Genomic DNA, 14,559 nt, shown 5'->3' on the forward strand with positions numbered 1-14,559 from the left:
TGCATGCGCTACGTCGGTGCGCTGTCGAACTCACCAGAAAATCAGATCGCAACCTGAATATGCTGAACACCTCGGAGCGGCAGGTACTCCAGCCATGCGCCCACTGCAAGCGCAGTCGAACCCTCCGCAGCCGCAGCGAGTGGTGCATCAGGCAGATCTTTCACGAATGACACTTCCAACACACATTCTGGCAATTGCAGGTGCATGTGAGCATGCTCCCAGTGCGCCGGAAAGCACGGCCTGAAACACACACGCTGGGGCCCGAACTCAAGCCCGAAAAGTGACTCGGTCGCTGCGCGGTACATCCAGGCGGCAGAGCCTGTGTACCAGCTCCAACCGCCGCGGCCTGTGTAAGGTGGCGCACCATAAATATCACCGGCCATGGCATAGGGCTCCAGCCCGTACACCGCTCCGCGTGCAGGGTCAGCACTGCGGTGCGCCGGGCTCAATCCACAGAAGTAGGCATAGGGCAAATCGCTGCCCCTGGCCCTGTGCAATTGCGCCATTGCCATCAGCCCCCAAACAGCGCCATGGTTGTACTGTCCGCCGTTCTCACGCACGCCGGGCGGGTAACTCTGGATGTAGCCCGCACGCGGCAGTTGGTTCTGCAAAGGTGGCGTCAGGAGTTTGACCAAACCCATACGCTCATCCACGAGTTGGGATTGCGCAGCGCCCATGGCCATCGCCGCCCGCCCGGGCGGGGCCGCCTCGCTCAGCACACCCCACGCTTGGGCGATCAAGTCGATGCGACACTCGTCCAGCGTATGGCTGCCCAAGGGGCTGCCATCGTCAAAGAAAGCGCGCGCATACCACGCACCATCCCATGCCGGCCCCTCCAGCGCCGCGTGCCACACCAAAGCAGCTTGCTCCCAACGTTGGGCACGTTCCCAGTCACCCCGCGTGCGTGCCAATGGTGCCCAAACGCGCACCAGTTGCACGAGGAACCACCCCAACCAAACAGATTCACCCTTGCCCTGATGTCCGACAGCATTCATGCCATCGTTCCAGTCGCCGGTTCCCATCAAGGGGAGCCCATGCACACCTACGACCAGGCTGTGGTCTATGGTGCGTGCGGCATGCTCATAAACACTCGCAGAGTCAGGACTAGTTCCCGGTGTGAAATAAGCATCCTCTTGCCCTTCCTTCAGCGCAGGACCGCTTAAGAATGCGACTGCTTCGTCGAGCACCGTACTGTCCGCCGTGGCATGGAGATAGCGCGTGAGGGCGTGCGGCAGCCAGAGCAAATCGTCGGACATGCGGGTGCGCACACCCGCCCCGCCGGGGCTGTGCCACCAATGCTGTACATCGCCCGCCGCAAACTGGCGCGAAGCGCACAACACAATCTGGTTTCGCAACAAACCCGGCTCCACCCACACCAGTGCCATGGCATCCTGCAATTGATCCCGGAAACCCGTGGCACCACCCGCCTGATAGAAACCGGCTTTCGCCGCCATGCGGCACGCCAACGCTTGGTACAAAAACCAGCGATTCACCAGCGCATCCAGCAGCGGATCCGGAGTGCGTACCGTGAGTTTGCCCAGCAGCGCATTCCAATGAACTGCCACAGACGCCAAGCGCTCTGCAGGCACTTCTTGCAGGGCCCGCTGTGCTGAGCCCAAGGCCTCCGTGGCATCTGCCGCATAACCCATCAAAAACACCTGGCTGCGGCTCTGCCTGGCCGGTACATCCATGCGCACTGACAGGGCCGCACAGGGGTCTACTCCTGTGCCTGCACCACCGCCGAGTTGATCAGGAATGGTGGGCGAACCCGTCCCATCAAAAAACTCCCGCCGGTCGCATGTCCATTGCAATCGGGCTCCTTGGGCGCCGGCCAGCGGCGGTGCATTGCAGGCCCAGAATGCCGTTCCACCTCCAAGCCCCGCTGACTGCTCACGCTGGCTACACAGGAGTACTGCATTCGATGTTGATAAATGCCCCGCAGTGACGGTGCTCGCCCTGTCACGCATAGCAGCCCCCATGACCCACTCCACCATGCCTATACAACGCAAATGCATATCCATGGTGCCGCGGTTGTGCAGATGCACCTCCACTTGCTTAAGCTGCAAGCTCACATCCACCGACCAGACAACCTCCACCTCCAGAGCGCCACGCCGGTGTCGTATGGAAGTCTTGCCCTGCGTATGGCTGACCGTGTAGCGGGTGTCCGGCAGGGCCCAAGCATCCGGGCTCAGGGACCAACCGGCACGAGGCAATGCGTCCAGATCCTGCAGCCACAGCCACTCACCGGGCGGGTCTGCCACCGGGTCGTTGGACCACGGCGTCAGTTGGTTGAGACGGCTGTTGCCCGCCCAGCTGAAGCCACCACCAGCCTCACTCACCACGGTGCCGAACTGCTCATTGGCCAACACATTGACCCAAGGCCGCAGGGGCTTCATGTCCTGGCCTACGTCGAAGCGGAACTCAGAGCCATCTGCGCCGAACGCTCCTTGCGTCACATGCACGTCCAGTGGCATGGAGTCGCCCGCACCACCGGGGTTGCGCCGGGGATGCGCAGAGCGTTGCTTGGCGTCCAGGTCGTGACTGGCAGACCAAGCCTGCACATGGTGCAACAGCGGACGCCCATCTGCATCGAGATGCATGCGCGCCAAGGCATGCAAGGTGCTTCGCTCATCGTCGCTCAGCGTGTCATCCCGCAATACCCACATGGCAATGCAGGTGTCGGCGTCATCCCTCGGGTGCTCGGTGTTCAGCAGGTCGCACAGGCCCGTGAGTTCGCGCTGCAGTGTCAGGTGGTAAGACGCCGGTTCGGCGTTAAGAACCACCAAGTCGCAGCCCACACCTGACCACGCCCACATGCGCATGGCCTGGGTGATGGAGCGCACCAGCCCCAAGCCCTGCAACACGGCAATGGATATCAACAGAATGGGCCTGTCCCCCGACAGCCCGATACGCCACAGAAGCCGCTTGTCACACACCTTGCTGTTCAACAGCGCTGATGCCTCCTGCTGGACCACTGGCTTGTTCAGCACAAACAATAGCGCTGTGGTGATGCTTTGGGTGGCCGTCAGGGTGTCAGGGCTGATTTGCAGCGCCCGCAGGCGGATGCCAGCCAGCGTCGAGGACATCAGCGATGCACGCTGCACATGGTTGCTCTGCTGGTACTTGTCCATCAAGGCGTGTAGCAAAGCCGGATCAGTGGCGGCTGCCGTGGCAAATGTCAGCTGGGCTTTGGCAAACGGCGCCAAGCGGATATGCACCGACAGCGCAGCGACCGGATCCAACCCGCTGTCGCCAGCGCCTGCGCCTTGAAAATAGGCCTCGCCGTGCTGCAAGCCCTGTGACCAGCCGTTGTCCTGCCCGGGCCTGCGATTACGCCCTGCCCATCGCTGCCGGTCGGAGCAGGCCTGCACATTCAGCACCGTCGCATCGGTGTGAGCCAGAAAATGCACCGCACACACCACCGGCTCTGTCTCCACACGCGGTGTGCGACGGTACAGCAGCGCGCGCTGGACCTCCAGCCACTCACTGTGCACGAAGAGCTTGGAGAAAGCCGGGTGTGCCTCATCGGCGCTTTGTTTGTTGAGTGCAATTTCAAGGCTGCACCCCAGCTCCAGCTCCAGGGTTTCGTCGCTGGTGTTGTGGAGCTCCACCTGCCGGAACTCAATATCGTCCTCGGGGCTCACCCACACGGTCATTCGGCTTTCCCAATGCAGTGCGTCGCAGTGAAACACCACCCGGTCAGGCTGAAAACTGGTGCGGTACTCTGCGGCAGGGTCAGCTGCGGGACTGCGGGTGACCGAATAGCGTGGCCGCGGCGTATGGCCCAGTTCACGGCAAAACACAAAGCTGCCATACGCATCACGCAAGGCATCATCCCTAAAGCGGGTGATGGCTGAGTTGTCCCATTGGCTGGCACCCGCGCCATTTGCACGCAAAGCCACACAGTAACGTCCGTTGGAGAGCAACTGGCTGGGCTCCACCGCGTGTTGCCCCGGCAAAAGCTGCCGCACAAGCCCGGGCGGGCGCAGCTGCAGCCGCTGTTCTATGGCCACCGGGGGCAGGCCGGGCGCCTTGCGGATTTCTTTGGGCACCCGCTCGTGTAGCAGGCTGCTGACCGCCTCCATGTGCGGGTCCGCCATACCCCATCGCTTGACGATGTCCATATGCAGCAAATTCGTCAGCGACGCCAAGGCCATGCCCTGGTGGTGCGCCATAAAAGTTCCGACCAGCGTAAACGGTTCCATGCCCGTCTGACGCACCGGGGTGTAGTCCAAAGCTTCCATGAAGCCCCACTCCCGCCTTGCTCCCAGGAGTTCAAGTCGCTGCAGGTTGGCAATACTCGCTTGGGGACTCACGGTAAGGGCCAGCAGGGTCGCATAAGGCGCTACTACCAGCTCGTCCACAGGTGTACGCCGCAAGGCCAGCGCAGGCACACCCTGCGGCGCGTACTGGTAAGCCATGGAGCTGTCCCGCCCCGCGTAAGCAGATTCCGAGATACCCCAAGGCACATCTTGCAGCACTCCAAATGCACGCTGGGCACCTACCGCATGGTCGCAGGCACCGTGCAACAAACTGCCCTGAGGCTCATCGAGCATCAGCGAGGGCATCAAGTACTCAAACATGGATCCTGACCAGGACTTCAGCCCCGGCTGTACGCCATAGAGGCAGGCAATCCGCCCCAGTGCGCCCCAATGCGCGGCCTCCACATCGCCTTTGGCAATGGCCACCAGGCTGGTCAGCCGGGATTCAGATGCCAGCAAGTCATAGAAGGCCGTATCCAACTCCTGCTCGCGCACCCGGTAACCGATGTGAAACAGGCGACGCCGCGCGCTGTACAAAAACCGGTAGTCCGGTGTGAGGGCCATGGTCTGCAAGCGCAATGCCAATGCCTCCAGCGTGGCTGCGCGCGCATCGCAGTCCAAGGACGCGGCGCCCCGCTCCCGCCCGGCAAAATCCAGACAGGCTTGCGCGGTGGTCAGCATGTGGCCGCTGAGATTGCCGCTATCCACAGTAGACACATAAGCGGGTAGCAACGCAGCGAGCGTCTGGGTGTCGTACCAGTTCAGGAAATGCCCCTCGTGGCGAGGCAGCACATCCAGCGTGTCCAGCGTCAACTGCAAGCGATCGCAGAGTTGCGCCAAACTGATCCAGCCCGACTGCGCTGCACAGGCGCAGCTCAGCAAATACAAACCGATGTTGGTCGGAGAGGTGCGGTGCGCGAGCATGTCGTAGGGCACGACCTGCAAGTTATCGGGCGGCAAATGGTGGTCTTGTGCCGTCACGCAATGCTCAAAGAAGCGCCAGGTATCGTGCGCCACACGGTCCAGATAAGCCCGTCCTGTGGCATCCGGCATATCCACCCGGCGGCTCCACTGGCTTTGGCTGGCCATCCACAAGGCCATGGGAGACATAAACCACAACGCCGCCCACATGGCGGCCCAACCGGGATAGACCACCCAAGGTGCCAGGGCCACTGCCCCCAGCAGAGTCCATGCCGCCAATCCGGCATGCATACGCAACATGACACTCAGGCGGGTGCTGCTGCCAGCCTGCACGCTGGCGGCGGTCGTCCACTCTAATAGGCTACTGTGGCTGATGGTGAGGCGGTACAGAGAGCGCAGCACTGCATCGCCCGCCAGCAGGGTCTGTCGCAAAAGCTGCATGCATTGCCAGCCGCCCAAGGCCATTACCCGGGCAAAGTCCACACTGGCACAGGCATAAAAGTAGCGCAACTCCAGATGTGGCCGCCCCGGAAACAATCCCGCCACTGCGCCAATAAACGGCCCCGCTGTATAGGCAAGTAGCACCAGCAACAGCGCAATGCCCGGCGCCAGCCCCACACCACTCACAGACAACACCAGCAGCAACAGGCAGGCTGGCGCCACCAGGGAGCGGCGCAGGTTGTCCAGCATCTTCCACAGGTTGAGCGGCGTAATTCCGTAGCGCCAAAAGTGCAGCATGAAGGGCAGCAGCTGCCAGTCCCCTCGCGTCCACCGGTGGATGCGGGCATTGGCCGTGTCCGGGAGGTGCGGCCCCTCCTCCAGCACAGTCACATCGGTCACCGTCGCACAGCGCACCAAAGCGCCCTCCAACAAATCGTGGCTCAGCACCTGCCCATCAGGAAAGCGGCTGCCCAACACCTGATGCACTGCCTTCACGTTCAACAGGCCCTTGCCGGTAAAAGTCCCCTGCCCGAATACATCCTGGTACACCTCTGAGGTGGTGGCACTGTAGGTGTCAATACCGAACTGCCCTGCAAACAGCCAGTGGTAAAAGGTGCGCGCATGTTCACCTGGCAAGGGCGCAGACACTCGGGGTTGCAGCACCCCGTAGCCCTTGACAATGGTGCGGCTCATCGGATCAAACACCGGGTGGTTGCTCGGGTGCGCAGCAATGCCCACCAAGGAGCGCAAGCGCCCCGGCGGGAGCTGGGTGTCTGCGTCCAGGGTCAGCACATAAGGCGTGCAGGGTACAAGGCGACTGAGTTCGCCGAGGTCCACAAAGCCGCCATAGCCGCCCTCGGACAAGGCCGCAATCAGCGCTTCCAACTTGCCCCGCTTCCGCTCCCAACCTATCCAGGCCCGCTCGGAGCGGCTGAAGCGCCTCTCCCGGTGCAGCAGCACAAAGCGCATAGGCGCCACAGGCTGGGGCAAATCGGCATCTGATGCCGCAGGCAATACCGGGTAGAGCAAATTAAGCGCTTCGATGGCGAGCACTGCCTGGTCCAGCAAAGCCTGGTCTCCAGGCGTGGTTCGGGTGTCAGCGTCCAGAAAGTCGGTCAGCAACACAAACTGGGCCTGTGGCTCCGGGTTGGCCAGGTAGTGCAAGTGTAGGCGTCGCGCCAATGCCTCTATGCCCGCGCCATCCACCAGCATGCAGGGAATGACGACGGCCACCCGGTGCTCTGCCGGAATGCCTTGCTTGAACGCCAAGCGTGCCAGCCGCTGCGGCTCCAGCGATTCGCTGGCCAAGCGGTTCACCAGCGCCACCATGGCCTCGGAGGCGGGCAGCATCACCAGCAACATCAAGGCAGCACCCCACCAACCGCCTCCAGCCACCAGTGCCATGCCGGTTCCGTGGTGGAGCAACAGCCACGCCAGCAGCATGCCACTGGAGATACCGATGGCCCCCAGATACAAAGGCAGTGCCCACAAGCGTGCCCAACGCTCCCACGCAAAACGCGGGTGAGCCGGTAAACCGAGCACCACACGCAGCGTGCCGCCCCCTGCCCCAGCCAGCCAATACGCCGGGACCTGCGCACCTTCATCACCCGCCGTCGCACCAGCCATCAAGTGCAGCAGCGCCTGGGTGACATGGGCTTCGGGCTTGCCACTGCGCTTGGCCAATTGCTCAATGCCGTGCAGTGTGGTTTCGCGGGTCATGGCGTGCTCCGCCTCAAACACTGGGTTGCCGAGCATGAGGCGGGTACACAGGTTGGTGCGCATCACCACATCGGGCCAATCCGCGTCCCCAATGGTGCGCAGCGAGGTGACCGAATTGCTCACACTCAGGTTGTCTGCCGCCTGCTCGGCGCGTTGTTGCAGCAGTACGGCCGGCAAGTAAGGCACCACCGTCTGCAGCCAGGTCTTCACCATGACACGGCTACCGGGCAAAGTCGTTTGCAGGCGCTGCGCCATTTGCGCCAGAAACACGCCCTCCACCCCACGGCGGCGCATACGCTCTGCCAGCTCCTCCAGCACAGCAATGCTGAATTGCTCCAGGTCGTCACAGCAGCGGTTCGCCAGCTCGCGGGCGGCTTTGTTGGCAGCCACCCGGTCGGCCAAGCGGCGCAGGTTCTCCATCAGCACCACCCGCAAGGTGGTCGGCAAGGCCCACAACTCGCTCAGGCGCAGCTCGCAGCTTTGCTGGTAAGCATTCAAAAAATGCACGAGCAAGGATTCGTCAAACGCCCCATCGGTATGCGCCACAAAGGCCCAGGCCACCCCGTACACACGCGGCAGGCCGGCCAAGGGCGGCTGCACGAGCACCGGCAGCCCCTTGAAATAGTTGGCGGGCAAGCCCTCGTCCACTTCCTTGAACTGGGCTTCCAGCAAGTGAAAGTTCTCCAACAGCCACTCTGCCGCAGGGCTGATGTCATAGCCCGTACGGGCCTGGCTGCCGATGTAGGCATTGACGCTACGAAGCCGCTGGATGTTGTCTCGCAGCCGGGGAGTGAAGCTCGTCTGCAGGCTGCGCTCGCGCACCACGCGGTGCGTCAGCCCCAGGCTGTTGCCATGGCGTTCAAAACGCTCCAGCCCGAACACTTCTGACCGTATGGGGGCATCCAGCGGACCGGCATCCAGATCGAGCACCGCCCACAGCCCCTCAGGCACCAGTTGCAGTGCGTCTTTTCCCCGAGCGGGCGGCATGCCCTAGGACGCCAGGGCCAGCACAGCCCCCAGCACCAGGACAAGCAATACCACGCAGCTCATCAGGCGCACACGCATGACACTGCTCGCCCAATGCGCAGCACCCTGCAAGCGCTCGGTATGGCTGGGCATTCCACTGCAATGCTGCACATGGGCCGACAGGCTCTGCAAATCGACCGGAGAGGTATCCGCAGCATCCGAAAAGGCGGCTGTACTCCAGCGAGCCAGGCAAGGATGGAGGTTGGAGGGACGTTCAGGGGAAAGGGGCATGCTATTTCTCCTTGGGATAGGCTGTGCCGAACACCCGGTCCCACACAGCATTGGTGACACCGAAACACACTGCGTGCCGGCTATGGTGGTGGTGCCGGGCGTGCCACAGCTTGCGCTGCTGCATCCAACTACCGGACAGGCGCCAATGGTGCAAAGCGTGGTGCGTGGCGGCATACAGCACGTAGCCGCCCACTACGCCCAAGGTAAGTGCGCTGGCGCGCCACACCTCCAAGGCCAACAAGGCCGGCAAGAAGACCAGCAGCAAAATCAAACCGGCGCTCAAGAAGGTGGAACTGCAAATCAGCGCCGCGGGGCGCTCATGGTGGGCTTCGTGCCATCGGGTAAAGGGCTGCAGACCATGCAGCACAAAGCGGTGTAACGCGTACTCCACGCCGCTCCAGACAAACATGCCTGCCATCGTGTACGCCAACACCAACCATTGCAAGCCCGGTGGCGTGCGAAACAGCAAATGCAAGGCCAGCGCCACCACCGCAACGCCGTAAAGCGCAAAGTCCAGGCGGTAAGCCCACTTGCTGTTATCGATGGTCCAAAATCCCATGGCGGCCTCCCTGTGCATTAGGGATTCATGCTGCGCCGTTTCTACTCCAAGGTCTGTTCGGGAGCGAACGCTTATGGCGCCGCGACCAGGAACGGAGGTGCGCTATCGCACAGACGCCTGTACCCTGAGGCATACACTGGTCCACAGCACCGATCACCGCTCCGGCTGATCTGGCTACCAGGGAAAAAATTTAGAGGTGCTTATGCCCCCACATACCGACCCGCGCCGCAACCAATTGCTGGCCTCACTCCCCGATGCTGAATGGGTCCGATGGCAACCGCACCTGGAGTTGACCGACCTCCCTCTGGGCAAGGTGCTTTACGAGTCCGGCGCGGTGCAACGCCACGTGTACTTTCCCACCAGCGCCATCGTCTCTTTGCTCTATGTGCTGGAGGACGGGGCATCTGCAGAAATTGCGGTGGTCGGCTTGGAGGGAGTGGTGGGTGTTTCCCTTTTCATGGGCGGTGGCTCCACGCCCAGCCGTGCTGTCGTGCAAAGCGCAGGCCACGGCTTCCGCTTGAGCTCGCAGATCATGAAAGAGGAGTTCAACCGCTCCGGCCCGGTCATGCACTTGATGCTGCGCTACACCCAGGCCCTGATCACCCAGATGTCACAAACCGCGGTGTGCAACCGACACCACTCCCTGGACCAACAACTGTGCCGCTGGCTGTTGCTAAGCCTGGACCGCCTGCGCGGCAGTGAGTTGATCATGACGCAAGAGCTGATTGCCAACATGCTAGGTGTGCGCCGTGAAGGCGTGACCGAGGCTGCCCTCAAGCTGCAACGCGCAGGCCTCATCAGCTATGCGCGCGGCCATATCACCGTACTCGACCGCCCCGGTCTGGAGAAGCGCACCTGCGAGTGTTATGGCGTGGTCAAAAAAGAATACGACCGCTTGCTACCGGCCATCATCGCGGTCTAGCGGGTCACAGGCTTGCGCGGGGCCAATACGTTTTCGTAGGTAGTGCAGTCCCGCGCATAGCAACAGCAGGCAGCCGCCAGCAAACCCTGGTGGTCCACCACGGTCAGATGGCCGCGGTGGTAGTGGATCAAACCGCGCGACTGCAAGTCACTGGCGGCATTGGTCACACTAACGCGGCGCACTCCCAGCATGGTGGACAAAAACTCCTGGGTCATTGGAAACGTATCACCCGGCGAGCGGTCACGACACATCAGTAACCAGCGTGCCAGACGCGGCGAGATTTCATGAAAGCGGATACACGCACTCGCCTGCGACAGCTGGGCCTGCACGACATAGGCATAGCGGTCCAACACCTTGCTCAGGCCACTGGACTCGGCCAGCACTGCAAGGAAAGCCTGGCTCTCGAGCCGCCACGCCACGCCACTCTCTTGCACGAGTGCTTCCACCGCAGCGACTGGGACCCCCTGTGCCACCCCCAGACCCAGCATGCCCTCCGTGCCGACCATGCCGACTTCCATCCTGCGGGTGTCCCCCGCGTCGGCCAACAAAGAGATGTACCCCTCCAGCGGAAAGTGCACGTGGGTCTGTTGGGCGCCCGGCGTCCACAACACGTCCTGAAACGCCATGGGAACAGCGGTACCTGCCACCTTGATCTTGCGCAGGTCGGCCTGCGAGAGGCTGGCGAGTATTCGGTTGCGATGCATGGTGTGAACTTTCAGCGGAAAACTGCAGCTTGCGCGCCACAGCCGCCAACGTCTGTGCGGTAGGCCGGACGACTTGTTCGCTCGCGCACAGACCTTGTTGGCGCGCCCGAATTACAAACAGATCACCCCCATCCAAAGGAGTGCGCAATGACCAGCATCACCATGAGCAAACGCCATCGGCAACCCGTAACCGACGACGACATGAGCCGCCAGTCCAACGTCTTCACCCCGGACAACGGGCTGGACATGGAGCGCCCCTCACGCAAGCCAGTCATGACCCTGCACCTGCCCCACCGCCGTGAGGCTGCGGTAAGCACACCGCAAGAACCTACCCAACTCTCCCTGCTGGACACGGACCCCGGCACATGAGCGCCCAGCCCCAACCGGCCAAGCCGCGACCGCTGGCTTCAGCGGCCCCCTATGCCAACGGCCACGACACCGATCCCAACATACTTGAAGCCGCGTTGGAAAGCAAAGCCCATTTGGAAGAACAAGTCTCCCAACTGCGCAATGCGTTAGCCAAAGCCCGTCGTGATCTGCAAGGCACCCGGGCCGGTGAGCGCCGCGCCCGCCACAGCGCCGAGCACGATAGCCTGACCCAGCTGCCCAACCGCAGACACTTTGAAGCCTGCCTTCAAGAAGCCCTGACGGAACAGATAAGCACCCGCAAGGGCTTGGCACTTTTCTTTCTGGATCTGGATGATTTCAAACAAGTCAATGACAGCCATGGCCACGCAGCAGGCGACAGGCTATTGCGGGTAGTTGCTGCGCGCCTGAACCAGGCGGTGCGCAAAGAAGACGTGGTGTGCCGATTGGGTGGTGACGAGTTTGCCTGCCTGCTGCGCGGCCTGAGCCAGACCCGGCAGCTCATGCAACTGGCGGCCAAACTGTTTGACTCGGTGGCGGCCCCTTGCCGGTTGGATACCTGCGAGTTGAGCGTTCGACCCAGCATTGGCATTGCGATCTGCCCCCAACACGGCATGACAGGGACGGACCTGCTAGCCCATGCGGATGCTGCCATGTACCGCGCGAAACGCGAACAAACCGGCTATGCCTTTTTTGAAGGACCGGCTTGAGGGGCAGGCTGCGCTTGGAAGGGGGTGCGCTGCTGCACAGCGGCATGTACCAAACCCTCGGCGGTACGCCATGCCAGCTGGGCCAAAGCCACTTTGACCGCTGCACTCGGACGCAACCAACGCCAGGGCTTGGTGCCGATCAAGAGCGCAGCGCCTGCCACCACCACAACGACAGTTGCCAAAGGGTAGCGATGGGACAATTGCCGGGCGGCGCGACGCGCCATCTGTAACTCGGGCCATGGCCCGGCTTGCAGCACTTTACGCATGCTGATCCGATTGGCTTCCAGACGTTGCGAGGGCGTCGACACGACGGGAATGGGGCTCATAGCCCCTCCGGGGAAAGCATGCTGCGGTCCGCTTCCCATTGGGCGCGCGACTCTTCCAGTCCGGGAGCAGCAGGTCCGTGAGCCCCGGCCCACCAGCACAAGCAGGCGGCCACCAAGGTCACTGCCGGCACCGTAGTCAACAATACCGCATTCACCGGCAAAACGCTTGCCAGCATCACGGCAACACCGGCGAGGGTCAGCCCCACTCCGGCAAGCAGCACCGCACCGGTGTACCAGACCAGCTTGACGGCCCAGAAGGCCGCCCATGCTGTGCTCTCGTCACGTAACAGGTCTGCGTAGGCCTGCGCGTGCTCAAGCAGCAGGTCCGGGCGCTGGTGTAACAGGGCCCAGACCGCACCGGCAGCACGGGATGTAGGTGCTGCCATGGCTCAATGGCTATGGTGGGAGCGACCGCGCACCAAGAGACCGACTACGCCCATCAGCACCGCGCCCGCTGCGGCCGCCATCAGCAAAGACTTCAGGGGCTCCTCGCGCACATAGGTGTTGACTTGTTCCTGCGTGCGAACAGCACGGTCTTGAAGCAGGTCGCGGTTATCCCGCAGGGCGTCGGCACCGCGTTGCAGCAGGCCATCGGCCTGTTGGGCAGCGTGATTGAGTACGGGCATCACATCAGACTCCAGGGGGCCATTGGCGCCGAGAGCATTGGAGAGGGGGGTGGAAAAACTCATGGGGAGGTCCTTTCGGGTGGTATCGATAAACAGAGGCGGCAAATGCCGCTTCACGGCTTGGTGACCTCATGGCCGATAACGCCGCCGACGGCTGCGCCCCCCAGGGTGCCCAGCGTGCCGCCCCCCAGGACCGCACCGCCGACCGCGCCTACGCCGGCACCGATGGCGGTGCCTTTGTCTTGCGCAGACATGCCTGCGCAGCCGGTGAGGCTGGCGAGGGTGATTGCATAAATGGCCGCAAAGGCCTTGGAAGAATGAATGTGCATGGTGCGACTCCGGTTACGTGATGGGTCACGTGGCGCAATCCGGGAGTGGCACTGCATCACGCTCCCTGACCGGCGGCACTGCAACGCAGAGGGGCTGATCAGGAAAGTGAAGCGTAGGCAGCCGCAGGGCTGCGGTCTGTCTGCTATGGCACGGAAGTGCGCTTGCCCACGCCCAGTGCCGCGCCCACACTCAGCAACAACACCAGTGCCGCGCCCAGCAGCGTGGAGCCGTACCAGCCCCGGTCCATGAACACGCCGAACACCAGCGGAGAAATGGCAAAGCCTGTGTCCAAGCCCGAGTACACCAAGCCGTAGACCCGGCCGGTTGCGCCCTTGGGCGTGGCCTTCTTGATCATCATGTCGCGCGAGGGGCCGCCTATGCCCACCGCAAAGCCGGTAATGGCCAACACCACCATGGTGCCGGTCGCCCCCAACAGGCCGGTGCCGCACAGGGCCAGCAGCACCGCACCAGCCGCCATGGCCAGCGCCACCACGCGGTCAGAGTGGCGCGACTTGGCCACCACAAACCCGCCAATAAACATGCCCACCGCTCCGCACAGCATGTAAGACGAAATGGTGAGCGTGGCCGCCTCAAAACTCACCCCGTGCATGGCTTTGAGAATGGACACCGCATAGCTCTGCACCACGGCCAGGGTCATGGTGGAAAGCAAAAAGAAACCGAAGCACCACCACACCACCGGCAGTTTCATGAAGGCCATGTCGTGCTCGGCTTTGGGCGCTCCGGCCACCGGCTCCGGCTTGCGGGCGACCGTAGTGTGCAAATGCGCACGCTGCACAAACAACAGGGCCATCACTCCGACGTACATCACCGCTGCCGCCAGATACGCCTGCCGCCAGCCGATGAGTGCGCCCAAGCCCGCAAAAAACACCGGGGCCAAGGCCCAACCCAGGTTGCCGGTCAAACCATGGGCACTGAAGGCATAGCCCAAACGCGGGGCCGACACCCGCTGGTTCAGGATGGTGAAGTCCACCGGGTGAAAGGTGGCGTTGCCCAGGCCGGCCAAAGCCGCCACGGCGAACAAATCGGTGTAGCCGGTCACCATGGAAGCCGCCACGCAGGCGGCAGCAAACAAGGCCAGTGCCACAAACAACAAAGGTCGCGCACCCAAACGGTCCACCACAAAGCCGGCACAAGCCTGCCCCACACCCGACACCACAAAAAACACCGTCATCAGCAAGCCCAGCTGCGAATAGCTCAGGCCGAACTCCTGCATGAATACCGGAAACAGCAACGGCAACAACAAGTGCCCGAAGTGCGAGCTGGCATGGGCCAGGCCGACCAGGCCGATCACGGTGGCATCTTGTTTGAAAGGAGCTGCAATAGCGGCTGGGGCTTGGAGGGTGGTGGTTGTCATGCAGGCATCGTACGACCGCGCGGGTTTTCTGGAATGCGACA

12 protein-coding genes are annotated in these 14,559 nt (G+C 62.6%); 3 read left to right on the plus strand and 9 right to left on the minus strand.

The annotated features are described in order from the left end of the window. Positions 1-41: 41 nt before the first annotated feature. From AEP_RS03755 to AEP_RS03765, 3 genes are read right to left on the minus strand one after another with little or no spacing between them, the layout of a single operon-like run. Positions 42-8,330 carry a GH36-type glycosyl hydrolase domain-containing protein gene (locus AEP_RS03755; RefSeq protein WP_087494154.1) on the minus strand — a complete coding sequence of 2,763 codons (8,289 nt, stop codon included), beginning with the start codon at positions 8,328-8,330 and terminating at the stop codon, positions 42-44. 3 nt (positions 8,331-8,333) lie between these two features. Further along, positions 8,334-8,600 carry a hypothetical protein gene (locus tag AEP_RS03760; RefSeq protein ID WP_087494155.1) on the minus strand — a complete coding sequence of 89 codons (267 nt, stop codon included), beginning with the start codon at positions 8,598-8,600 and terminating at the stop codon, positions 8,334-8,336. Position 8,601: 1 nt separating this feature from the next. Next, positions 8,602-9,159 (minus strand): sterol desaturase family protein, encoded by a 558-nt coding sequence (locus tag AEP_RS03765; RefSeq protein ID WP_157673039.1) that lies wholly within the window; start codon positions 9,157-9,159, stop codon positions 8,602-8,604. Between the two features lie 202 nt (positions 9,160-9,361). Between AEP_RS03765 and AEP_RS03770 the strand changes: the two genes are divergently transcribed. Then, positions 9,362-10,081 (plus strand): Crp/Fnr family transcriptional regulator, encoded by a 720-nt coding sequence (locus tag AEP_RS03770; RefSeq protein WP_087494157.1) that lies wholly within the window; start codon positions 9,362-9,364, stop codon positions 10,079-10,081. Here the strand turns inward: AEP_RS03770 and AEP_RS03775 are convergent. Further along, positions 10,078-10,785 carry a Crp/Fnr family transcriptional regulator gene (locus tag AEP_RS03775; protein WP_087494158.1) on the minus strand — a complete coding sequence of 236 codons (708 nt, stop codon included), beginning with the start codon at positions 10,783-10,785 and terminating at the stop codon, positions 10,078-10,080. The two genes, AEP_RS03770 and AEP_RS03775, sit on opposite strands and share 4 nt — an antisense overlap. Positions 10,786-10,932: 147 nt before the next feature. Between AEP_RS03775 and AEP_RS03780 the strand changes: the two genes are divergently transcribed. Together AEP_RS03780 and AEP_RS03785 are read left to right on the plus strand one after the other, a co-directional pair. Next, complete coding sequence (locus AEP_RS03780; RefSeq protein ID WP_087494159.1) at positions 10,933-11,154, plus strand: hypothetical protein; 222 nt, start codon at positions 10,933-10,935, stop codon at positions 11,152-11,154. Continuing rightward, positions 11,151-11,861: a GGDEF domain-containing protein gene (locus tag AEP_RS03785; protein ID WP_087494160.1), complete on the plus strand. Its 711-nt coding sequence runs from the start codon at positions 11,151-11,153 to the stop codon at positions 11,859-11,861. The genes AEP_RS03780 and AEP_RS03785 overlap by 4 nt, the downstream gene beginning before the upstream one ends. Here AEP_RS03785 and AEP_RS03790 read toward each other — a convergent pair. From AEP_RS03790 to AEP_RS03810, 5 genes are all read right to left on the minus strand, one after another. Then, complete coding sequence (locus tag AEP_RS03790; protein WP_087494161.1) at positions 11,834-12,187, minus strand: hypothetical protein; 354 nt, start codon at positions 12,185-12,187, stop codon at positions 11,834-11,836. The two genes, AEP_RS03785 and AEP_RS03790, sit on opposite strands and share 28 nt — an antisense overlap. Further along, the gene (locus tag AEP_RS03795) at positions 12,184-12,573 is read right to left on the minus strand and encodes a hypothetical protein (protein WP_087494162.1); all 390 of its coding nucleotides are present in this window, start codon (positions 12,571-12,573) and stop codon (positions 12,184-12,186) included. Before AEP_RS03795 ends, AEP_RS03790 begins: the two co-directional genes overlap by 4 nt. Before the next feature lie 3 nt (positions 12,574-12,576). Continuing rightward, positions 12,577-12,876 carry a hypothetical protein gene (locus AEP_RS03800; protein WP_157673040.1) on the minus strand — a complete coding sequence of 100 codons (300 nt, stop codon included), beginning with the start codon at positions 12,874-12,876 and terminating at the stop codon, positions 12,577-12,579. Between the two features lie 50 nt (positions 12,877-12,926). Next, positions 12,927-13,142 (minus strand): glycine zipper 2TM domain-containing protein, encoded by a 216-nt coding sequence (locus AEP_RS03805; protein ID WP_087494164.1) that lies wholly within the window; start codon positions 13,140-13,142, stop codon positions 12,927-12,929. A 143-nt stretch (positions 13,143-13,285) separates the two neighbouring features. Continuing rightward, entirely contained in the window at positions 13,286-14,518 is a 1,233-nt protein-coding gene (locus AEP_RS03810) for an MFS transporter (RefSeq protein WP_087494165.1), read from the minus strand. Between the last annotated feature and the right edge of the window lie 41 nt (positions 14,519-14,559).

It is taken from the genome of Curvibacter sp. AEP1-3 (assembly GCF_002163715.1).
Taxonomy (GTDB): Bacteria; Pseudomonadota; Gammaproteobacteria; order Burkholderiales; family Burkholderiaceae_C; genus Allorhodoferax.

What these genes read in the sequence shown, in the direction of transcription:
- AEP_RS03770 (WP_087494157.1), top strand. Translation starts at nt 9,362, where the DNA reads ATGCCCCCACATACCGACCCGCGCCGCAACCAATTGCTGGCCTCACTC.
- AEP_RS03790 (WP_087494161.1), bottom strand. Translation starts at nt 12,187, where the DNA reads ATGAGCCCCATTCCCGTCGTGTCGACGCCCTCGCAACGTCTGGAAGCC.
- AEP_RS03800 (WP_157673040.1), bottom strand. Translation starts at nt 12,876, where the DNA reads ATGAGTTTTTCCACCCCCCTCTCCAATGCTCTCGGCGCCAATGGCCCC.
- AEP_RS03795 (WP_087494162.1), bottom strand. Translation starts at nt 12,573, where the DNA reads ATGGCAGCACCTACATCCCGTGCTGCCGGTGCGGTCTGGGCCCTGTTA.
- AEP_RS03775 (WP_087494158.1), bottom strand. Translation starts at nt 10,785, where the DNA reads ATGCATCGCAACCGAATACTCGCCAGCCTCTCGCAGGCCGACCTGCGC.
- AEP_RS03760 (WP_087494155.1), bottom strand. Translation starts at nt 8,600, where the DNA reads ATGCCCCTTTCCCCTGAACGTCCCTCCAACCTCCATCCTTGCCTGGCT.
- AEP_RS03755 (WP_087494154.1), bottom strand. Translation starts at nt 8,330, where the DNA reads ATGCCGCCCGCTCGGGGAAAAGACGCACTGCAACTGGTGCCTGAGGGG.
- AEP_RS03785 (WP_087494160.1), top strand. Translation starts at nt 11,151, where the DNA reads ATGAGCGCCCAGCCCCAACCGGCCAAGCCGCGACCGCTGGCTTCAGCG.
- AEP_RS03810 (WP_087494165.1), bottom strand. Translation starts at nt 14,518, where the DNA reads ATGACAACCACCACCCTCCAAGCCCCAGCCGCTATTGCAGCTCCTTTC.
- AEP_RS03780 (WP_087494159.1), top strand. Translation starts at nt 10,933, where the DNA reads ATGACCAGCATCACCATGAGCAAACGCCATCGGCAACCCGTAACCGAC.
- AEP_RS03805 (WP_087494164.1), bottom strand. Translation starts at nt 13,142, where the DNA reads ATGCACATTCATTCTTCCAAGGCCTTTGCGGCCATTTATGCAATCACC.
- AEP_RS03765 (WP_157673039.1), bottom strand. Translation starts at nt 9,159, where the DNA reads ATGGGATTTTGGACCATCGATAACAGCAAGTGGGCTTACCGCCTGGAC.